1 protein-coding gene is annotated in these 24534 nt (G+C 71.1%); it reads right to left on the reverse strand.

Annotated elements, in window-relative coordinates:
- Position 1: 1 nt before the first annotated feature.
- A complete protein-coding gene (locus APZ21_RS09200) occupies positions 2–24442 on the reverse strand; it encodes a non-ribosomal peptide synthetase (RefSeq protein WP_054812830.1) in 24441 nt (8146 codons plus the stop codon).
- Between the last annotated feature and the right edge of the window lie 92 nt (positions 24443–24534).

Below are 24534 nucleotides of genomic sequence, written 5' to 3' on the forward strand. Positions count from 1 at the left end.
CCTACTCCCGCCCCGCCGTCGTCATCGGCCGCGGCTCGGCGCCGACCATGTGGCGCTCGAGAATCGGTCCGATGACGGCGAGCGCGGCCGGGTGGGTCAGCTCCAGGTGCCTGGCGTCGACGACCGTGTTGTGCAGGCGGCCCGTGACATAGGGGCGCCAGGTCTGCGCGATCGCGTCGTGGTCGGCGCGATCGCGTCCGGCGGTGAAGAACACCAGGTCACCGTCGAAGACCTCCGGCCGGTAGTCGTGCGCGATGGCGGCGGCGGTGTGGAAGCTGTCCATCACGCGATCGACCTGTTCGGCACCGAATATGCCGGTGCCGACGACCTGTGCGCGAATGACCTCCCACGCCTGCTCGTGGGTCCGCGCGGTCACCGCGTCGCCGAGATCGAACAATTCCCGCCAGCCACCGAGCAGATCGGCCATCAACTCGCCGGGAGCCGCGTCGGTCCCGACCTCGGCCTGCGGCGCGCCGACCATGCTGTCGAGCAGGGCCAGCATGCCGACCGTCGATCCCTCGCGCTGCAAACGAACCGCCATGGCATGGGCTATCTCGCCGCCGAGCGACCAGCCGAGCAGGTGATACGGCCCCTCCGGCTGCACCTTCCGTATCTCGGCAACATACCGTTCGGCCAGTTCCTCCACCGACCGCGCACTTGGTTCGCCCGCGACCACGTGCGGATCCTGCAACCCGTACACCGGCCGGTCGCCGTCGAGGTGTTCGACGAGCCCGCCGTAGAACCAGGCCAATCCGCCCGCCGGGTGCACGCCGAAGACCGCCGTCTTGGCGCCGCCCGCGCGCAGCGGCAGCAGCACCTGCAGTCCGGAATCGCCCTCGGCCTCGTCGGCGCGGCGCGCCAACGCGGCCGGTGTGGCGTCGTCGAACAGCCACGGCAGCGAGAGCGTCACCCCACGGACGCGGGCCTCGCTGACCACGGTCGCGGCCAGCAGCGAATTGCCGCCGAGATCGAAGAACCCGTCCCGCACGCCGACCCGCTCGACACCGAGCACCTGCGCGTAGACCGCACAGACGACCTTCTCCGAATGCGTGCGCGGGGCGACGAATTCGATGCGGGCATCACCGAAATCGGGTGCGGGAAGCGCCTTTCGATCCAGTTTGCCGTTGACTGTCAGCGGCAGACCGGCCAGCACGAGCACCGCCGAGGGCACCATGTAGTTGGTGAGCACCCGAGCGGCGACGGCGCGGACCCGGTCGGGATCGACCTGACAGCCCTCGCGACCGACGACGTAGCCGACCAGCTGGTCCACGCCGCTTTCGTGGCGGTGCACCGCCGCCGCGGCCTGGACCACATCGGGATGCCGCAGCAGCGCCGACTCCACCTCGCCGAGTTCGATGCGGAATCCGCGCACCTGCACCTGCGCGTCCGCCCGGCCGACGTAGGTCAGGTCGAGTCCGCGGGCGGTGCGCCGCCAGCGGCCCACATCGCCCGACCGATACAGCCGGGATCCGGCCGGACCGAACGGATTCGCCACGAAACGGATCGCGCTCAGGCCCGGTGCTCGCAGGTAGCCGCGCGAGAGCTGATCGCCCGCGAGATAGATCTCCCCGGCGACGCCGATCGGGACGGCCCGCATCCGGTCGTCGAGGACATAGGCCCGCAGACCCGGCAGCGGCCTGCCGATACCGCACGCGGACTCGGCGAGTTCGGCCGCGACGATCTCGGAGTGGGTCACGTGCACGGTGGTCTCGGTGATGCCGTACATGTTGACCAGAGTCGGACCGTCGCCGTTGGCGTCGAACCAGTCCGCCAGGCGCGCGGTGTCGAGCGCCTCGCCGCCGAAGACGACATAGCGCAGCGCGAGATCGCCGTGCACGCTGCCCGATTCGCGGTACCGGCGCGCGGCGTCGGCGAATCCGTAGAAGGCCGAAGGGGTCTGGCTCAGCACGGTCACGCCTTCGCGGGCCGCGAGTTCCACCATGGCCTCCGGCGAACGGGAGGTGTCATAGTCCACGACCCGCACGCGGCCGCCGGTCAGCAGCGCGCCCCACATCTCCCACACCGCGAAATCGAAGGCGTAGGAATGGAACAGCGTCCACACGTCCCTCGGCCCGACCTCGAATCGTTCGGCGGCATTGGCGAAGAGGGTGACCACCTGCCGGTGGGTCACCGTCACGCCCTTGGGCCGGCCGGTCGAGCCGGAGGTGTAGATGACGTAGGCGACGGCGCGCGGGTCGATGCGCACCGCGGGCGCCGGGGCGTCGCCGTCGGTGGCCTCGGCGAGCAACAGGGTCGGCGCTTCGACGTCGGGCACCCGGGCCACGGTGTCGGCGCAGGCCAGCACCACCGCGGGTCGGGCGTCGTCGAGGACGAAGCGCAACCGTTCCGTCGGGTAGGCGACATCGAGCGGCAGATAGCCCGCCCCGGCGCGGATCACGCCGAGCAGCCCCACCACCAGATCGACCGAGCGCGTCAGTGCCACCGCCACCAGCGATTCCGGGCCGGCGCCCGCGGCGGCCAGTCGCGCGGCCACCGCGGCCGAGCGGCGCTCCAGTTCGCCGTAGGTAAGCCGTGAGTCGCCGTCGGAGACGGCGATCGCATCCGGGCGCGCCGTGGCGACCTCGCAGAACCATTCCGCCAGTGACACATTCGGCACGTCCACGCTCGGCTCGCCTGCGGCGGCGAGCAATTCGTGCCGCTGCGCCGGATCGATGATGTCGATGGCGTCGACCGGGATTCGCGGGTCCGCGGTCACCGCCTCGAGAATCCGTACGAACGCGGCGGCGACGTGATGCATCGTCTCCGCGGTGAACAGGTCCGCGGCATAGGTGAGCCGTCCCGTCATGCCGGCCGGGCCCTCGACGAGTTTGACGTTGAGATCGGCCTGCGCCTGATCGAAACCCTCCTCGAGCGGTTCGATCACCAGATCCGGCAGGGTCAGCGCGGCGGCACTGAGATTCTGCACGTCCAGGGTCACCTGGTACACCGGCAGGTGCGCGGTCGAGCGCGGCGGATTGAGCATGTCGACGACCTGTTCGAAGGCCACGTCGGAATGTCCGAAGGCGGCGACGTCGGCGTCGCGGACCTCGGCGAGCAGTTCGGCGAAACTCTGCCGTGGCCGCACGCGGGTGCGCAGGACCACGGTATTGACGAACATGCCGACCAGATCGTCGAGTTCGCGCGCGCCGCGGCCGGCCACCGGGGTGCCGACCGCGATGTCGTCCACACCGGCCAGCCGCGACAACAGCACCGTCAGCGCGGCGTGCAACACCATGAAGGTGGTCACGTTCGACCCGCGGGTCATCGCCGCGATCCGGGCCCGCAGGGCCGGTGAGACCGCGAAGTCGACGCCCGCGCCGCGCATGGTGGCCACCGGCGGACGCGGTGCGTCGGTCGGCAGCTCGAGCAGTTCCGGCAGACCGGTGAGGGTCTCGCGCCAGAAGCGCAGCTGTTCGGAGACCAGCGATTCGGGATCGGCGACGTCCCCGAGCATGTCGCGCCGCCACAGCGAGTAATCCGCGTAGCCGAGCGCGAGTTCGGGCCACGCCGGGTCGTGACCGCGGCGGCTCGCCTCGTAGGCGAGCGCGACATCGCGGGCAAGCGGGACCATCGACTGTCCGTCGGCGCAGATGTGGTGCACGGTGATGACAACGACGTGGTCGCGCGCGCCGAGACGGAACAGTTCGATGCGCACCGGCGGTGCCTGTGTCACATCGAAACTCGCCGACACCGCGGCCCACACCCGCTCCGGCAGTTCGGCCTCGCCGACCTCGATCGGCGTCAGTTCCGTAACGACCCGGTCGACGTCCATGATCCGCTGGTGCGGAACGCCGTTGGCCACCGGGAAGGCGGTGCGCAGGGATTCGTGACGCGCCACGACCAGGCGGCACGCCCGCTGGAGGGCGCCGATGTCCAGGTCACCGCGCAGACGGATGGCCAGCGGGATGTTGTAGGCGCCCACCGAGGTGTCGAACTGGTTGAAGAACCACATGCGCTGCTGCGCGGGTGAGAGCGGGATCAGATCCGGGCGGACCCGGCGGGTCAGCGGAATCCGGTGCGCGGCCGGTGCCTGCGCCCCGGCGGCCACGCGTTCGGCCAGTCGTTCGGCCAGGTCCGCCACCGTCGGCGCCTCGAACAGGTCGCGCACGCCGACGCCCACCTCGAGCGCCGCCTGCAAGCGCGCGGCCACCCGGGTCGCCGACAGCGAATTGCCACCGAGGTCGAAGAAGCTGTCCAGCGCGCCGACCGCGTCGACGCCGAGCACGTCGGCGACGACCGCGGCGACGGCCCGCTCGGTCTCGGTGCGCGGCGCCACCCATTCGCGGCGGTCGGTGAATTCCGGTGCGGGCAGGGCCGCGCGATCGAGTTTGCCGGTCGAGGTGAACGGCAGTTGCTCGAGCACCGTGACCGCGTCGGGCACCATGTGCGCGGGCAGGGTGCGCCGCGCATCGGCCCGCACCCGCGCGGGATCGAGGTCCGCCGCGCCCACCAGATAGGCGGCCAGTCGCCGCACGCCGTTGTCGTCGGCGCGCAGCACCACCGCGGCTCGGGATACGCGCGGGTCGGCGGCGAGTACGGCTTCGATCTCGCCGAGTTCGACGCGCTGACCGCGGACCTTCACCTGGAAGTCCGCGCGTCCCAGGTACTCGAGCGTGCGATCGGAGTTCCAGCGGACCAGATCGCCCGTGCGGTAGAGCCGGGATCCGGCCGCCCCGAACGGATTCGCCACGAAGGCGGCCGCGGTGTCGGCGGGCCGGTACAGGTAGCCGCGCGCCAATTGGATTCCGCCGACGTACAGTTCGCCGGGCACGCCGACCGGCACCGGACGCAGCCGGGCGTCGAGCACCACCGCATGCACACCGCGCAGCGGGCCGCCGATGGTGACCCCGTCGGTCTCGCCCAGCGCGTCGCTGATCATCACCATGATGGTGGTCTCGGTGGGACCGTAGCCGTCGTGCAGCGAGCGACCGGGCGCCCAGCGCGCCACCGTCTCCGGCGATACCGCCTCACCGCCGACGACGAGCACCCGCAGCGAGTCGAGTCCCTCCGGCGACATGGTCGCGAGCACGCTCGGGGTGATGAAGGCGTGCGAAACCCGATGCGCGCGAATCAGGTTCTCCAGTTCCGCGCCCGCGAACACCGACGGCGGGGCGACCACGAGCGCGGCGCCGTTGGCGTGGGCCATCAGCAGTTCCAGCATCATCGCGTCGAAGCCGGGCGCGGAGACCTGGAGCACTCGCGCGCCGTCGTCGACCCGGTAGCGGTCGCGTTGTTCGGCGGCGAAATTCGCCAGGCCCGCGTGCGTCACCGCCACACCCTTCGGCCTTCCGGTCGACCCGGAGGTGTAGACCACATAGGCCACGTCCTCGACCCGGGACGGGCGGACGCGATCGACGTCGGTCACCGGGTACGGCGGCCATCCGGCGATGGAGACCTCGACATCGGGATCGTCGAGTTCCAGCAGCGGCAGCCCTTCGGGCACGATGTGCCGCGACACCGCGACCGTGATCGCGCAGCGCACGCCCGAGTCGGCGACGATGCCCGCGACCCGCTCGGCAGGATGGCGAGGATCGATCGGGACAAGGCCCGCACCGGATTTGGCGACCGCCCACACGCCGACCACGAACTCCACCGACCGGCCCATGGCGAGGCCGACCAGGTCGCCGGGGCCGACTCCCCAGGCGATCAGCTCTCGTGCGACGCGGGTGGACCAGGCGTCCAATTCCCCGTAGGACACCACGCGCTCGTCGGTGATCACCGCGGGCGCGAAGTCCTCGCGCACGGTGAGCAGATCCGCGAGCGGCCAAGCGGTTTCGGCCGCACCGCCCGTGGCGGGCACCAGTGCCGCGCGCTCGTCCGGCGTGAGCAGGTCGATCGCCCCCACCGGTACGCCCGGGTCGGCCGCGATGGCGCGCAGCGCGGTCTCCAGGCGCGCGGCCAGTCGGGACGCGGTCGCCTCGGTGACGTGTCCGCGCTGGTAACGCACCCGAATGTGCAGGCATTCGAGCAGGTGGGCCTGCACGGTGATCGGATAGTGCGCGGCGTCCGAACCGGAGGCCGCGACCACGCGCACGCCGTCGATGTCGAGCTCGCCGAGACCGCTGCCGTCGACCGGATAGGACTCGAGCACGACCAAGGTGTCGAACAGCGCGGCGGCGCCGACCGCCGACAGGATGCGGGAAAGTTCGACGTGGTGGTGATCGAGCATGCGGGTGCTCTCGGCCTGTACCTCGCGCAGCGCCTGCGCGACGGTCAGCTCCGCCCGCAGCGGGATCGATACCGGGATCGTATTGATGAACAGGCCGATCATCGATTCCACACCGGGCAGGTCGGCGGGACGGCCGGACACCGTGCCGCCGAACACCACCTGGTCGGTGCCGAGCAGATTCCCCAGCACCAGCGCCCAGGCGAATTGCAGGACCGTCGCCATCGTGACGTCGTTGGCCCGCGCCGAATCCGACAGCGCGGCGGTGACGGCCGGGTCGAGATCGACGGGCAGGTCGACGGGGATGTCGAGGCCGCCCGCGCCGCGCACGTCGGCGACCAGCGACGGCTCGGTGACCTCGCCCAGTGCCGTCCGCCATGCCTCGACGCCGTCGCCGCGGGCCGCCAGCCACCGCAGATAGTCGCGGTAGTCCGGCGCGTCGGGCAACAACTCACCGCGCGCGCCCGCCGCGTACAGCGCGATGAGTTCGCGCCACAGCAGCGGCAGCGACCATCCGTCCAGCAGCAGGTGGTGCGCGGTCAGCACCAGGCGGAAGTCCCGGGGGCCGACGGTGACGGTGAGCAGGCGCAGCAGCGGCGGCCGCGCGGGATCGAAGGGCGCGGACCGTTCGGCGGCGATCAGGTCGGGCAGCGCCGCCGGATCGTCGGTGAGATCGGCGCGCGACCAGCATGCGGCGATCTCGGCGGGCACGACCTGCGCGGTGCGCCCGTCGACGGTGCGGGTGAAGCCGGCACGCAGATTCGGGTGCCGGGTCAGCAGCGCGTGCATGGACCGTTCCAGTCGGTCCTGATCCAGCGGACCTTCGATATCGAGGGTCGACTGCGCGGTGTAGACGTCGACCTCGCCCGCGGCCAGTTCGGCGTGGAACAGCAGACCGACCTGCAACGGCGCGGGAGGCCAGACATCGGCCAGCCGTCCGTAGCGGTCGGCGAAACCGTCCAGATCCGGCTGCCCGACATCGATGAGGGTCAGGTCACCGCGGGACAGGCCCCAATCCGGCTGCGCCCACGCCGCCTCGGCGATGGCGGTGAGCGCGTCCACCCACTCCTCGGCCAGGTCGGTCACCGCGTCGCCGTCGATCAGACTCGACGCGTAGCCGATGTGCGCGGCCAGTCGCGGACCGTCCGCGGTGTCCTCGATATTGACGTCGATGGTGATGGTCGCGGCGACGGGCATATCGGGATCGAAGAAGGCCGACCGGTCGAAGCGCTCGTCGGTCGGAATCCAGGCGATCTCCGACAGCGCCGCCATGTCGACGCCGACACGGCCGAGGTTGTTGAACGCGATCTGCGGAGCGGGCTGCTCCGAGAGCCGTTCGGCGGTACCGGGATTCAGGTAGCGCAGCAGTCCGTAGCCGATGCCCTTGTCGGGAATGGCCCGCAGTTGGTCCTTGATAGCCTTGACCGCCCGTCGCGGATCGCCGTCGCGGGCGTCGCCGAGGTCGAGGGCGACCGGATAGGCGCTGGTGAACCACCCGACCGTCCGGGACAGATCCGCGCCGTCGACCAGCCGCTCTTCGCGGCCGTGGCCCTCGAGCAGCACCTTCACCCCACTGTGGTCGACACCGCGACTTGCGCGCCAGCGCGTGGTCGCCATGGCGAGGCCGGCGAGCAGGACGTCGTCGACGCCGGCGCGCGCGGCCTCGGGCACGGCCCGCACCAGCGCCGAGGTGACCTCGACGGGCACGGTGATCTCGACTCGCCGCACGGTGGACTGGGTGTCGCGGCGCGGATCCGGGTAGGCGCTGCCGAGCGGAGGATCGATGGCCGCGGCCATGCGGTGCCACAGCTCGAATTCGCCCTCGCGCCGCGCCGCCGCCTCCGACAGCGCGTGCGCCCAGCGGCGCATGGAGGTGCCCGGCGCGGGCAGCGACACCGGCTGTCCCCGGTCGAGCTGTTCCCACGCGGTCGCGAAGTCCGGCACCAGAATTCGCCAGGATACCGCGTCCACCACCAGGTGGTGGATGACGATCAACCCGCGAGCCTCGGCGTCGACGCCCGGCTCCGGCAGCAGGCACACGACCTGCACCATGCCTCCGGCCGCGGGGTCGAGACGGTCGGCGGCGATCCGCGCCGCCGTTTCCGCCGCCGCGGCGAAACCATCCGTGCCCGGGGCGGTTTCGGCGTCGATCCGGTGCACCGTCACCGCCGCGGCCGCGTCGACCGCGCCCGCAGGCGCGACCTCGAGACCTCCGTCGCGCAGGCGCGCCCGCAGCATGTCGTGCCGGTCGAGCACGGCGCGCACGGTCGCGGTGACCTGTTCGGCGGTCGCGGTGCGGGGCAGCCGGACCAGCATGGACTGTGCGAACCGGTCGGTGTGGCCGGACAGGCCGAGCAACCACGCCACGATCGGCGTCGCCGGGATCTCGCCCACGCCGCCGCCCGGCAGTTCGGGCAGCGTGGCGCGCCGCGTCTGTTCGGCGACGCGCGCGAGCTCCCGAACGGTCTTGCGCTCGAAGATGTCCCGCGCGGTCACCAGCACACCGGCCGACTTCAGTCGCGAGGCCAGCTGGATCACCATGATGGAGTCGCCGCCGTGGGCGAAGAACGAGGTCGTCGCGCCGACGGAGGCGATGCCGAGCACGTCGGCGAAGGCGGCGGCGATGGTCCGCTCGACCTCGCCGGACACCGCGACCTCCGCGGTGACCTCGACCTCGAAATCGGGTTCCGGCAGCGCCTTCCGATCGACCTTGCCGGTCGAGGCGAGTGGCATGCGGTCCAGGACCGTGACGACGGCGGGCACCATGTGCGCGGGCAGCGTCGCCGCGACGTGGGCGCGCACGCCGGCCGGATCGATGTCCGCACCGGATTCGGCCACGACGTAGGAGACCAGTGCGGGCTGACCGCCCGGTCCGCCGCGGCTCACGGTCACCGCGGTCGCCACCAGCGGATGGGCGGTGAGCGCAGCGTCGATCTCGCCGAGTTCGATGCGCTGGCCGCGGATCTTGACCTGGAAGTCGATACGGCCCACGTATTCCAGAGCGCCGTCGGCGGTCCAGCGGACCATGTCGCCGGTCCGGTACATCCGCGCGCCCGGCTCACCGAAGGGACCGGCCACGAACGCCGACGCGGTCGCGCCGGGGCGGTTCAGATAGCCGCGCGCCAATTGGATTCCCGACAGGTACAGCTCGCCGGCGACCCCGATGGGCGCGGGCCGCAGCCGCTCGTCCAGCACCACCGCGCCGACGCCGCGGATCGGGCCGCCGATGGTGATCGGATCGCCCGGACGCACCGGTTCGCTGATGGTGGTGACGATGGTGGTCTCGGTCGGGCCGTAGATATTGTGCAGCCGCCGCCCCGGTGACCAGGCGGCGACGACGTCCGCGCCGACCATCTCGCCGCCCACCGCGAGCGTGCGCACCGACTCCAGTTCGCCCGCCGGGATCGTGGCAAGCACGCTGGGCGTCAGGAAGGCGTGTGTCACGCCGTTGGTTCGGATGAGCGCCGCCAGATCCGCCCCGCCGAAGACGTCGGGCGGCGAGACGACCAGCGCCGCGCGCGCGGCGATCGCCATCAGCGCCTCCAGCAGCACCGCGTCGAAGGCCGGCGCCGCGACCTGGAGCACCCGGGAGTCGGTGTCGACCAGGTAGCGCTCGCGCTCGACTTCGGCGAACCCGACCAGACCCGCATGGGTGACCACCACGCCCTTGGGTGTTCCGGTTGAGCCGGAAGTGTAGACCAGGTAGGCCGCGTCGCCGAGCCGCAGCGGGCGCGGGCGATCGGCGTCGGTGATGGGCCGGTCGGACCGCGCGGCTATCTCGGCGGCGGTGTCCGGGTCGTCGAGCGCGGGCCAGTCCAGGCCCTCGGGCAGCGCCGCACGCGCCGCACGAGTCGTGAGGCCGAGGACGACGCCGGAGTCGGTGACCATGTGCTCGATGCGGCGCGCCGGATAGCGCAGATCCACCGGCACGAAGGTCGCGCCGGTCTTGGCGATGGCCCACATGGCGATGTGGTAGTCCACCGATCGCGGCACCGCGAGCGCCACCGCGGCGCCGGTCCCGACACCACGTGCGAGCAGGTACGCGGCGAGCCGGTTGGACCGCCGGTCGAATTCGGCGTAGGTGAGCGTGCCGTCGACCCCGATCAGCGCGGTCGCCTCGGGAGCCGCGGTGGCCGCCGCGCTCAGCAGGTCCGGGAACAGTCCGGGCGCGACCGTGTCACCGCCCCAGGCGGGTACGAACCGGGCACACTCCCCCGCGTCGAGCAGCGACACCGAGCCCACCGAGCCGGCGGGATCGGCGGTGACCGCCTCCAGGACCCGAAGCAGGCGCGCGGCCAGCGATTCGGCCGTGGCGGCGGTGAAAAGGTCGGTGGCATAGATGATCTCGCCGTCGATACCGGTATTGCGGTCACCTTCGGCGCGTTCGGTCAGCAGGACGGTGAGATCGGTCTTGGCCTGCGCGAGGCCGGGATCGAGGGGCTCGACGCTGATGTCGGGCAGTTCGAGACGCACTCCGCCCGCGGGCTGGACCCCGAGCATGACCTGGAACAGCGGCGAATAGGCGGCCGAACGCGGCCGGTCGATGATCTCGACCAGACGTTCGTAGGGCAGGTCGGCGTTGGCCAGCGCCCGCAGGTCGGTCTCGCGCACCCGGGCCAGGAATTCACCGAAGCTGCACTCGTCCTCGACCACGGTGCGCAGTACCACCGTATTGACGAACATGCCGACCAGATCGTCGAGTTCGCGCCTGCCGCGCCCGGCCACCGGAGTGCCTATGCAGATATCAGGCTCGTGTGCGGTCCGGGCCAGCACGATGGCCAGCGCCGCGTGCAGCACCACGAACATCGTGACGCCCTCGCGCCGGGCCAACCGCACCACGGCATCGTGCAGGTCGGCGGGCACCACGAAGCGCGTACTCGCGCCGACCATCGACATGGCGGCCGGACGCGGCCGGTCGGTGGGCAGGTCGAGCAATTCCGGCGATCCGTCCAGCGCGGTGGTCCAGTAGGCGATCTGGCGGCCGATCACCGACTCGGGATCGGTTTCCGATCCGAGCGAATCACGTTGCCACAGCGCGTAATCGGCGTACTGCACGGCCAGTGGAGCCCAGTCCGGGCGCCGGCCGAGCGTGCGGGCACGGTAGGCGGTGAACACATCGCGGGCCAGCGGCGGCATGGATGCGCCGTCCGCCGCGATGTGATGCACGACGACCACGAGGACATGGGTGTCGGAGGCGACCCGCAACAGCCGGACGCGCAGCGGGACACCATGTGCGACATCGAATCCCGCGGACACCGTCGCGCCGATGCGCGCGGTGAGATCGGTCTCGTCGACTACCGGCTCGGGCTCGAAGGCCAGATCCTTCACCACCGAGGAGGTCTCGCGCACGAGCTGACAGGGTTCGCCGTCCACGGCCGGGTACACCGTCCGCAGCGGTTCGTGGCGCTCGAGCACGTCGCGCAAGGCCGCGCCGAGCGATTCGACGTCCAACGCGCCGGTCAGACGGACCGCCAGACAGATGTTGTAGGCCGCCGAGGCGGTGTCGAGCTGGTTGAGCAGCCACATCCGGCGCTGGGCGGTGGCAAGTGGGACGACGGCCGGGCGGGGACGCGCCGTCAGCGGCAGTGCCCGCGAGCTCCCGCGACCCGCGAGGAGTTCGGCGAGCGCGGCCACCGTTGGCGCCTCGAAGATGTCCCGGATGCCGACCGTGACACCGAGGGCGGCTTCCGCGCGCGCCGCGATACGGGCGGCCGAGAGCGAGGTGACCCCGATATCGAACAGATTCGCGGTCACGCCGACCCGGTCGACACCGGTCAGTTCGGCGACGATGCCCGCGAGCGCGGTCTCCCGTTCGCCGCGTGGAGCGAGGTATTCCTCCCCGGCCTCGAACACCGGTTCCGGCAGAGCGGCCCGGTCGAGCTTGCCGTTGGCGGTCAGCGGCATCTCGGGAAGCACCTGCACGTGCGAGGGCACCAGATACGCCGGCAGCGCGCGGGCCAGTGCCGCCCGGATCGCGCGGCCGTCCATATCCGCGCCGGGCACGAGCGTGACGTAGGCGACGACGCGCTGCGGCGTCACCGTCACCGCGGCCCGCGCGACCTGCGCGATGTCGTAGAGCGCGGATTCGATGTCACCGGGCTCGACGCGCTGACCGCGGACCTTGACCTGGAAGTCGCGGCGGCCGATGTACTCGAGCTGCCCGGAGGGCCGCATACGCACCAGGTCGCCGGTGCGGTAGAGCCGCTCGCCCGATCCGAACGGGTCGGCCACGAAGGCCGCGCAGGTGAGATCCGGTCGCGCGTGATAGCCGCGCGCGAGCTGGACGCCGCAGACGTACAACTCGCCGACCACACCGACGGGCACCGGACGCAGCCGCGAGTCAAGGACGTGCACCCGCATGCCCGCGACCGGTGCGCCGATCGGCATCATGCCCGCCGCGCCGGCGGATTCGGGGACCGCCCAGGTCACGACCTCGGCCTCGGCCGGGCCGTACCAGTTGACCGCCGCCGCGTACGGGAACACGCCCGCGGCGGCGTCCACGGTGCGCAGCGCCAGCGCCTCACCGGCGATGAAGACCCGGCGCACCGAGGTCAGAGCGTTGTCCCCGGCCGACTCGAGCAGCACGTCGAGCATGGACGGCACGAAGTGGATCGTCGAGATTCCGAATCGGGCGACCACGTCGCGCAGATACGCCGGATCGCGATGTCCGTCCGGTTCGGCGACCACGATGTGCGCGCCGGTCTGCAACGGCCAGAACAGCTCCCAGACGGCGATATCGAAGGTGATCGGCGTCTTGAACAGCACCGCGTCGGTGGCGTCGTGCGGCCACCCGCGTTGCGCCCACGCCAGCTGACTCACCGTCGCGGCGTGGGTGAGGGCGACGCCCTTCGGCGTTCCGGTGGACCCGGAGGTGAACAGCACGTAGGCCAAGGCGTCGGGCCGCAGCGGGGCCGAGCGCTCCGCGTCGGTCACCGTCGCGGACGACAGCGCGGCCGAGTGCGCCTCGTCGATAACCTCGCGCGGGTAGTCGCGCGGCAGGTTGTCGCCGTCGGCCGCTGTGGTCAGTACAAGCAGGGGGTTGGCCACCTCGAATACGCGCTCGATACGCGCGGGCGGATAGGCGGGATCGATCGGCAGGAAGGCGGCGCCTGCCTTGACCACGGCATACAGTGCCGTCACCAGCTCGGCGCTGCGGCCGATGGCGACCGCGACCACGGTTTCCGCGCCCGCGCCGAGCGCGATCAACCTGCGCGCGAGCCGATTCACGCGTTCATCGAACTCACGGTAGGTCCAGGTGTCGCCGCCCGGCACCCTGATGGCGGGACGATGCGGGGTACGGGCGACCTGGGCGTCGAACGCGTCGACGAGCGTGCCGACGGCGGCCGCGGGGCCGGTGTCGTTGCAGCGCCGCAGCAGGGCCCGCTCGTCGTCGTCGAGCAGGTCGATATCGCCGAGGACGGTCTGCGCTTCGTCGCTCACCGCGTCGAGCACGCGCGCGAGGCGGTCGACGCAACGGCGCGTCGTCTCCTCGTCGAACAGGTCGGTGGCGTAGGTCAGGCGCACCGCGATGCCAGCGGGTTCGTGGTGCGGCCCGAATTCCTCCGACACCATGAACAGCATGTCGTAGATCGCGGCGCTGTCACCCGGATCGACGTTCTCGACGGTCAGGTCGGGCAGTTCCAGACGGCCGCGCGCCATGTTCTGGTAGGCCAGCATGACCTGGAACAGCGGCGTGTGCGAGGTCGAGCGGGCGGGCGCGAGCGCCTCAACCAACTGTTCGAACGGCACCGTGGCGTGGTCGAAGGCGTCGAGGTCGGTGCGGCGCACCCGCTCGAGCAGTGACAGGAACGACTCGCCGGATTCGACGCGGGTCCGCATCACCAGGGTGTTGACGAACATGCCGACCAGATCGTCGAGCGCGCGGTCACCGCGGCCCGCGTGCGGCACGCCGATCGCGATATCGTCACCGCCCGAAAGTCGAGCCAGCACCGCCGCCAGCGCGGCGTGCATCACCATGAACGGCGTACTGCCGGTGCGGCGCGCCAATTCCCGCATCCGCGAATGCACCTCGGCCGGAATCGTCGCGCGCAGCACCGCGCCGCGCTGACTCTGCACGGCGGGACGCGGACGGTCGGTCGGCAGGTCGAGCCGATCGGGAATGCCGTCCAATCGCGCACGCCAGTAGGCGATATCCCGCGCGATCGGCGACCGCGGGTCGTCCGCCGCGCCCAACACCTCGAGCTGCCAGAGCGTGAAATCGGCGTACTGCACCGCGAGCGGCGACCACTGCGGCGAATTACCGGCCGCCCGCGCGCGATAGGCCGTCATGACATCGGCGACCAGCGGCGCGACGGAGAACCCGTCGCAGCTGATGTGGTGCACCGCCACCGCGACGACCCATTCCCGCTCCCCGAGTCGCAAGAGCGCAACGCGCAACGGAACACCCTGCGTCACTTGGAATCCGGTGCCGACGAAGGCGGCAAGCCGGGCGGGGAGATCCGCGGGCGCGATCGACTCGGGGGTGAGGTCGTGGACGGCCGCGACCTCCTCGGTGTCGAGCACGACCTGCGCGGGCACGCCGTCGATCGCCGGATAGGTGGTGCGCAGGGTCTCGTGCCGGTCCACCACGTCGGCGAAGGCCGCGCGCAGGGCGGCCACGTCGAGCGGGCCGGTGAGCCGGATCGCCATCGGCACCACGTAGCCGGCCGATTCGGGTTCGAACTGGTTCAGCAGCCACATGCGGGTCTGCGCGTGTGACAGCGGCACCCGCGCGGGACGGGTGCGGCGCGACGGTGCGGGCAGACTCGGGGCGGCCCGCAGATGAGCGATCCGATCGGCCAGTGCCGCCACGGTGGGCGCCTCGAAGATGGCGCGCACCGGAATCGAGACGCCGACCACGGACCCGATGCGGCTCAACGCGCGAGTCGCCACGAGCGAGTTGCCGCCGAGTTCGAAGAAGTTGTCGTCCGCGCCGACCTCGGCGATGCCGAACAGGTCGCCGAACACGCCCGCCACGGCCTGTTCCAGCAGACCGCGCGGTGCGCGGTATTCGGTGACGAAATGGCTCTGATCCGGGGTCGGCAGAGCACGGTAGTCGATCTTGCCGTTGGCGGTCAGCGGCACCGCGTCGATGGCGATGACCGCCGACGGCACCATGTAGGCGGGCAGCCGCGACAGCAGGAATCCGCGAATCTCCTTGGCGTCGAAACCTTGCCCCGCCACGGCGTAGGCGATCAGCCGCTGTTCGCCCGCGGCGACGCGCACCTGCGCGACGGCCGCGCTCACCGACTCGTGCGCGCGCAGCGCGGCCTCCACGTCGCCGAGTTCCACCCGCAGGCCGCGCAGTTTCACCTGCGTGTCGGCGCGGCCGACGTAGCGCAGATCCGCGCCGTCCCAGCGCACCAGGTCACCGGTGCGGTATATGCGCTGTCCGGGAGCGAAGGGGTCGGCGACGAAGGCCGCCGACGTCTGCGCGCGCCGGCCGTGATAGCCGCGTGCCAACTGCACACCGCCCAGATACAGCTCACCGGTCACCCCGGGCGGCACCGGGCGCAGACGCGTATCGAGCACGCGCAGCACCACATTCGTCTCCGGTGCGCCGATCGGCACCGCGCCGTCGCCGACCGGGCCGACACGGTGGGCGGTGACGCTGACGGCGGCCTCGGTCGGACCGTAGAGATTGTCGATGCGCGCGTCGGTGCATTCGCGGAAGCGCCGCACCGTCTCGGCGGGCAACGCCTCGCCGATGCACAACACCCGGCAGTGCTCCGGGATACAGCCCGCGCCATTGGCCTCCAGATAGGCCGACAACAGCGACGGCACGAAATCGACCGTGGTTACTCCGTATTCGGCGATCAACCGGGCCAGGGCGACCGGATCGGTGTGCGCGCCCGGCTCGGCCACGACCAGGGCCGCACCACTCACCGCGGCGCAGAACAATTCCCACACCGACAGGTCGAAGGTCACCGGGGTGCGCCACAGCAGGACATCGGATTCGCCGAGCCGGTAGTGATCACGCATCCACCGCAGCTGATTGGCGACCGCGGCGTGCGGCACCGCGACGCCCTTGGGCACACCCGTCGACCCGGAGGTGTAGATGACGTAGGCCAGGTCGGCCGGATGCAGCGGCCGGATCCGATCGGCGTCGGTGATCGCGGGGACCGCGCGCTCGAGGTCGAATTCCTCATAGCGCCAGACTGTTACGTCCGCGGGCAGTGGCGCGTCATCGAGTGCGCGGGTGAGTACCGCGAGCGGGCGGGCGGCGGCCACGACGGCGCGGGTGCGCTCGGCCGGGTGCTCGGGATCGAGCGGCAGATAGGCGCCGCCCGCGGCGTGGATGGCGTACAGGGAGGTCAGCAGGTCGACACCGCGCCGCATGGCGACGCCGACGAGGGTGCCGGGACCGACACCGCGGCCGATGAGGGCGTGCGCCATCGCGTTCACCCGCGCGGCGAAGGCGCGGTAGTCAAGGCGCGCACCGGATTCGGCGTCGATCACCGCGGTGGCCGACGGCGTCGCCGCGACCTGGGCGGCGACCATCTCCGCGACCGTGGTCTCGGGCTCGTCGCCGACCGGCCCCAGCGACAGCGCGGTCAGCGCCCGGGTCTCGGCGGCGGTCAGCAGGTCGACATCGCCGACCCGCCGGGACGGATCGGCCAGCACCGCGCGCAGCAGCCGCAGGTAGCGGTCGAAGTAGAGCGCGACCGTCGACTCGTCGAACAGATCTGTGGCGTAGCCGAATTCGACCGCCATGTCACCGGGTTCGCCGTCAGGACCGACGGTGTCGACCAGGTTCAGGTGCAGATCGTATTTCGCCACGCCCGGATCGATCATGCGGGCCGAGACCTCGAGGCCGTCGAATCGCACGGTCGGGATCTCGATGTTCTGGAAGGAGAAGCCGACCTGCGTCAGCGGCGCGTGCGCGGCGGAACGCGGCGGGTTGAGCACCTCGACGAGACGTTCGAAGGGGATATCGGCGTTCTCGAAGGCCGCGAGGTCGGTGGCGCGCGCGGATTCCAGCACGCCGAAGAAGGACATGTCCGGCTCGACGCGTGTCCTGAGCACCAGCGTGTTCACGAACATCCCGACCAGGCCGTCGAGTCCCGGCTCGCCTCGACCCGCGATGGGGGTGCCCACGGCGATATCGCCGGTGCCCGCCAGCCGCGCGAGCAGGGCCGCGAAGGCCGCGTGCATGACCATGAACACCGTGACGTCGTTGGCCCGCGCGAACGCGACGATATCGGCGTGCGTCGCGGCGGGCACGGTGGTCGACACGGTCGCGCCGCGGAAGGTCTGCCGCGGCGGGCGCGGGCGGTCGGTCGGCAGGTCGAGCACTTCGGGCAGATCCGCCAGCGCCGTGCGCCAATAGGTGGTCTGCGCCACGGTCGGGCTGTGCGGATCGTCCTCGGCGCCGAGCAGATCCCGCTGCCACAGGGCGTAATCGGCATACTGCACGGGCAGCGGGGCCCAGTCGGGACGGCGACCAGCGCGGCGGGCGCGATAGGCGGTCATGAGGTCGGCGGCCAGCGGCGCGAGCGAGGAGCCGTCGATGCCGATGTGGTGCACGACCAGGATCAGCGTGTGCCGGTCGGCGGCGGTGCGCAGCAGGGTGATCCGGCACGGCGGGGCGGCGGTGACGTCGAATCCCGCAGCGCTCTCGGCCGCGATGCGCGCCTCGAGTTCCGCGGCGGGCACCTCGACCGGCTCCAGGTTCGGTGCGGCTTCGGCGGCCGGGACGACCACCTGGTGCGGTCCGGTGTCGCTGTCCGGGTAGAAGGTGCGCAGCGTTTCGTGCCGTTCCGTCAGGTCGACCAGTGTCGCCCGGATGGCCGCCACGTCGAGTTCACCGGTCAGATGCACCACGATCGGCACGTTGTATACGGCAGCGGCGGGATCGAAGCGGTTCAGGAACCACATGCGCGCCTGGGCGGGTGAGAGCGGGACGCGCTCCGGCCGCTCCCGCGCCACCAGCGGTGCGCGGGTCGAGGTCTGCGCGCTGCGCAGTCGCCCGGCCAGTGCCGCGACCGTCGGCGCCTCGAAAATGGCGCGCAGCGGCACCTCGACACCGAACGCGCCCGCCAAGCGGGCCGCGACCCGGGTGGCCGACAGCGAATTGCCGCCGAGGTCGAAGAAGTTGTCCAGTGCGCCGACCCGTGCGCCGAGCACCTCGGCGAAGATCTCCGCCACCGTGGTCTCGTCGGCGTCGCGAGGCGCGACATATTCGGCGGCCGCGGCGAATTCGGGTGCGGGCAGCGCCGAGCGATCGATCTTGCCGACCGCGGACAGCGGCAAGGCGTCGAGCACGGTCAGACCGTCGGGCACCATATGTGACGGCAGCAGCCCTCCGGCATGGCGCAGCAGGGCGGCGGTGTCGATCACCGCGCCGTCGGCGGGCACGACGTAGGCGGCAAGGCGCACACCCGCCTCCGCCGCGACGCCGACGGCCACGGCGGTGGCCACGCTCGGGTGCGCCGCCAGCACGGCCTCGATCTCGCCGAGTTCGATGCGCTGGCCGCGGATCTTGACCTGGAAATCCTCGCGCCCCAGATATTCCAGCGTGCGATCGACGCGCCAGCGGACCAGGTCACCGGTGCGGTACATGCGAGCGCCCCGCGCGCCGTGCGGATTCGCCACGAAGCTCGCCGCGGTGGCGACCGGGCGGCCCGAGTAGCCGCGCGCCAATTGCACACCGGAGACGTACAACTCGCCCGCCACACCGACCGGCACCGGGCGCAACGCGGTATCGAGGACGAGCGCGTCCATACCGCGGATGGGACCGCCCATGGTGACCGGCTCGCCGACCGCGAGCGGCTCGCTGATGGCGACCATGATGGTCGTCTCGGTGGGACCGTAGCCGTTGTACAGTTCCCGGCCGGGCGCCCACACCGCCACCGTCTCCGCGGAGACGGCCTCGCCACCCGCGACCAGCACGCGCAGCGTTTCGGTGCCATCGGGCGTCATGGTGGCCAGCACGCTCGGGGTGAGGAAGGCGTGCGTGACCCGGTGCGCGCGAATCGCATCCACCAGTTCCGCGCCCGCGAAGACCTCCGGCGGCGACACCACGAGCACCGCGCCGTTGGCGTGGGCCATGAGCAGTTCCAGCATGACCGCGTCGAATCCCGGTGCGGCGACCTGCAATACCCGTGACATGGTGTCCACCCGGTACCGATCGCGTTGTTCCGCGGCGAAATTCGCCAGCCCTTCATGGGTCACCGCGACGCCCTTGGGCGTACCCGTCGACCCGGAGGTGTAGAGCACATACGCCACGTCCATCGGGCGGCTCGGCCGCACCCGATCGGCGTCGGTGAGCGCCAGCGGCGAATGCGCCGACAGGTCGGTGCGCGCGCCGTCGAGTACCAGCGTCTCGACGTGCGCGGGCACGAGGTCGCGGTGCGCCGAAACGGTCAGCGCCAGCCGGATCTCGGAGTCGGCCACCATGTGCGCGATGCGGTCGGCGGGATAGCGGGGATCGAGGGGCACGAACGCCGCGCCGGTCTTTGCCACCGCCCATACCCCCGCGACGAATTCGACGGAGCGGCCCATCGCCAGACCGATCTGCGCACCCGGGCCGACCCCCGCGGCGATCAGCCGCCGCGCGAGACGATTGGACCAGGCGTCGAGTTCGCCGTAGGTCACCGTGCGCTCGCCCGCGATCACCGCCTCGGCGTCCGCGTCACGCACGGCGAACACCTCCGCGAGCACGCGCGGGGTCTCGGCCGCCCGGCCGCGGGCGGGCACGAACGACTCGATCTCGTTCGGCGACAGCAGTTCCACCGCGCCGACCGGCAGGTCGGGATCGGCGACGAAGGCCGCGAGGACCCGTTCGAGTCTGCAGGTGAACTCCTCCACGGTGGCGCGGTCGAACAGATCGGTCGCGTAGTTGACCCGGACCGCGACATCACCGCTGTCGGCGGCGTTCTCGGCCACCGTGACGATGAGGTCCACCTTCGCGGGCTCGGCGCCCGGATCCAGGACGTCGACGGTCAGATCGGCCAGTTCCGCGTGCGCCCGCTGCAAATTGTCGAAGACCAGATACACCTGGCACAGCGGAGCGTAGGCGGCCGAACGCTTGGGGTAGAGCTCGTCCACTATGCGTTCGTAGGGCAGATCGCTGTGGGCGAAGGCGTCGACATCGACCTCCTTGACCCGACCAAGGAACGCGCGGAACGATTCCGCCGCGCGCACCTCGGTGCGCAGCGGCACGGTGTTGACGAACATGCCGACGAGCGGTTCCAGCGCCCGCTCGCCGCGCCCGGCCACCGGCGCGCCCACGGCGATGTCGCCGGTTCCCGAGAGCCGTGCGAGCAGCGCCGCGAGCGCCGCGTGCACGACGACGAAGGTGGTGACGCCCGTGGCCTGCGCCAATCGTTCGACGCCGGTGAAGGTATCGGCCGCGATCGCCGCGTGCGCGACATCGCCGCGCAGGGAGGCACGCGCCGGGCGCGGACGGTCGGCGGGCAGTTCGAGCACCGGCGCGAGACCGGCCAAACGCTCACGCCAGTAGCGCAATTGACGCGCCGACAGCGATTCGGGGTCGGCCTCGTCGCCGAGCAAGCGGTGGTGCCAGATGCTGTAATCGGCGTACTGCACCGACAGCGGCTGCCATTCGGGCGCCTTGCCGTCCACGCGCGCCTTGTAGGCCATCGCCACGTCGACCGCCAGCGGCCGCAGCGACCAACCGTCACAGCAGATGTGGTGCAGGACGACGACCAGGACGTGACTGCCGCGTTCGGGGGTGCGCAGCAGGGCGGCTCGCAGGGGCGGGCGTTCGCGCAGATCCGCGCCCGTCGACACCAGTTCGCGGATACGCTCGGCGAGTTCCTCGGGCCCCGTGACCGTTTCGGGCCGCAGGTCGGGCGCGATGCGCGACGGCGGCCACACGACCTGGCTGCCCTGTCCGTTCACGTCGGGATAGCGGGTGCGCAGGGATTCGTGGCGATCGATCACGTCGGTCAAGGCGATGCGCAGCGCCTCGATGTCGAGCCGTCCGGTCAGGCGCAGCACCAGCGGGATGTTGTAGGCCGCCGATCCGGGATCGGCCTGATTGAGGACCCAGATCCGGTTCTGCGCGGGTGCGAGCGGAATCGGCGCCATGCGCGCCACGGCGGTCAGCGCGGTGCGCGAGGGGCGGTCGGCGCGGGTCAGCAGTTCGGCGAGTCCGGCGACGGTCGGGCTGCCGAACAGGTCGCGCACGGACAGGTCGCAGCGGGTGACCTCGGCGATCCGCACGGCGGCGCCGGTGGCGGTGATGGAGTTGCCGCCGAGGTCGAAGAAGCTGTCGAGTACGCCGATGCGTTCCACGCCGAGCACCTCGGCGAAGACGTCGGCGATCAGCGCCTCGACATCGGTGCGGGGCGCGACATACGGTGCGGCGGAGTCGAAGACCGGCTCCGGCAGCGCCCGCAGATCCACCTTGCCGTTGACCGTCAGCGGCAGCGCCGCGAGTGTCGCCACCGTGGCGGGCACCATGTATTCGGGCAGTTGCGCGGCCACGTGCGCGCGCAGGGCCTCGGTATCGCACACCGAGTCGCCCGCGGGCACGACATAGCCGATCAAGGTGGCGGCCTCGGTATCGGGCAGGTGCACGACCGCCACCGCCGCCGCCACCGTGGGATGGCTCGACAGGGCGGCGCGGATCTCGTCGAGTTCGATGCGGAACCCGCGCAACTGCACCTGCTGATCGGCGCGGCCGCGATATTCGAGTTCGCCCCGATGGTTCCAGCGCGCCACGTCACCGCTGCGGTACAGGCGGGCGCCGGGCGGTCCGAACGGGTCGGCCACGAAACGGGCCGCGCTCAACGACGGCCTATTGCGATAGCCGCGAGCGAGTTGATCGCCCGCGACATAGATTTCGCCCCACGCCCCCGTCGGCACCGGCCGCAGCCGGTCGTCCAGGACGTAGGTCCGCAGGCCGGGCAGCGCGCGGCCGATGACGCCGAGGGCGCCCGGCACCGCGTCGGCGCGCGAAAGTGCCTGGTAGGTCACGAACACCGTGGTCTCGGTGATGCCGTAGCTGTTGACCAGCAGCGGCACCTCGGGATTGCGCTCGTACCATTCGGTCAGCCAGCCCGGATTCAGGCCCTCACCGGAGAGCACGACCTGACGCAGCGACAGCTCCCCCGCCGGTTCCCCGGCATCGGCATAGCGGCCTCGCGCGGCGGCGAACTGGTAGAACGCCGACGGGGTCTGGCTGAAGATCGTGATCCGCTCGCGCGCCACGAGCGCGACCATCTCGTCGGGCGCGCGGCTGGTCGCGGTGTCCACCACGACGACCCGACCGCCGCTGACCAGCGGTCCGAAGATCTCCCAGATGGAGTAGTCGAAGGCGTAGGAGTGGAAGAAGGTCCACACGTCGGCGGGCTCGACGCCGAACTTCGCGCACGAGTTGACCAGATAGGTGGCCGCGGCACGATGCGGGATCGCCACGCCCTTGGGCTTACCGGTCGAGCCGGAGGTGTAGATGACATAGGCCACCTGCTCGGGGCGCAACGGTGCGCGCCGGTCGGCGTCGGTGAGCGGGGCGCAGGAGGTCTCGCCGGTTTCGTCCTTGGTGTCGAACAGCACGACGCGGTCGGCCACGCCGGGGACGCGGTCGCGCAATTCGCCGGTGGTGAGCACGGCGATCGGATCGGCGTCCGCCAGGACGTAGGCGAGGCGGTCGACCGGATGGGCCAGATCCAGCGGCAGATAGCCCGCACCGGACTTGAGCACGGCCAGGGTGGCGACGACGAGATCGGCCGTGCGCGGCATGGCGATGGCGACCAGGGTCTCCGGCTCGGCGCCGCGCGCGACGAGACGGCGGGCGAGGCGGTTGGAGCGCTCGTCGAGTTCGCGGTAGGTGAGGGCGGCGTCACCCGCGGTGACCGCCACGGCGTCCGGTGTCCGCGCCGCCTGCCGCGTCAGCAGATCGACCAGTGTGCCCGCGGCGGGCGAACCGTCCTCGCCGGCGAGTTCGTCGACGATATGCCCGTATTCGGCGGTGTCGAGCAGAGCGATGTCGCTCACCGGGGTGTCACGCGGGACGGCGGTGACCCGGCCGAGGAATTCGATGAAACGCGCAGTGTGCGAATCGAGTTCTTCCTGGCCGTATAGATTCGCGTTGCCGTGCAGTTCGATCAGCAGCGGGGCGTCGTCGCCGGAGCGGTACATATTGAGCTGGAGGTCGTCGAGCTGACCCGAGGTCAGCGCGCGGTAGCGGCCCACCGCCTCGCCGAGCCGGACCTCGGTGTCGAAGAACAGGATGTTGACGACCGGGCCGAAGGAGTTGGCCGTGGCGTCGAGTGCGTCGGATTCGCGGCGCAGATCCTCGAAGCGGTAGAGCTGATGGCGCATGGCCGCGACCAGCTCGGAGACCGAGGCGGCCACGACGTCGCCCACCGTGGTCGTGGCGTCGAACCGGAACCGGATCGGCACCATGTTGGCGAGCATGGCGGCGGCGTTGCGCAGGCGTTTGGTGACCCGCGCGCTGACCGGCAAGGAAAGCACGACGTCGTCGGTGCCGGTCATTCGGGCCAGGAACGCGGCGAAGGCGGCGATGATCACCTGGGCGGCCGAGGCGCCGGAATCCGCGGCGAAGCGGTCGAGCGCGCCCGCAAGTTCCGGCGAGAGCTCGTGTCCCGCATAGCGGTCCACCTTGTGCCAGCGCGCGGACCGGCCCGCCAGGCTGACCGGGGTTGGCAGGCCCTCGACCTTGTCCAGCCAGTAGGCCCGGTCGGCGCGGAAGCGGGCGCTGTTGCGGTACGCCTCTTCGGTTTCGGCGACCTCGCGCAGGTCCGCCGCCACGAGACGGCTGGGCTCGCGGCCCTCGAGCAGGGCGTTGTAGTGTTCGGTCACGCGGATGAGCAGGTTGAACGCGCCGTAGCCGTCGATGATCAGGTGGTGGGCGCGCGCGTACCACAGGTAGCGCTCGGCGCCGAGGCGGATCACCCGGCTGGCGGCGAGCCGGTCGAGGGCCAGATCGACGGCCTTGGTGTTGTAGTCGCGCCGCATCCACTCCATCGCGGCGGCGAAGGGATCCTCCTCGTCACTGAGATCGAGGATGGATTCACGGTATTCGAGGCTGTCGTCGACGTACTGGTAGGGACGGCCGTCGACTTCGATGACACGTACGCCGAGCGTTTCGTTCTCGCGGCCCGCGGCGTTCACCGCCCGCACGAAGGCATCGGAGTCGATCGGGCCCTCGATCTCGACATACTGGGCGATATTGACCGGTGGACCGCCGGGCAGGTTGTCGGCAAGCCACATGCCGTACTGCGCCCTGGAGAGCGGAATCAGATCGCGCTCACCATCGCCGGAACCGACGGACTTCAGACTCATTCGTGTGACCCCTAACTCCAACTCGAAAGCACGGACGCATGACAAGGGCCACGTTCCGTATCCGAATTACCCCGATTACCCGAATTACCTGT

Source organism: Nocardia arizonensis (assembly GCF_001310275.1).
GTDB classification, from domain to species: domain Bacteria; phylum Actinomycetota; class Actinomycetes; order Mycobacteriales; family Mycobacteriaceae; genus Nocardia; species Nocardia arizonensis.

Bases quoted from the DNA above. Each gene is read 5' to 3' on its own strand.
- APZ21_RS09200 (WP_054812830.1), bottom strand. From the start codon at position 24,442: ATGAGTCTGAAGTCCGTCGGTTCCGGCGATGGTGAGCGCGATCTGATT.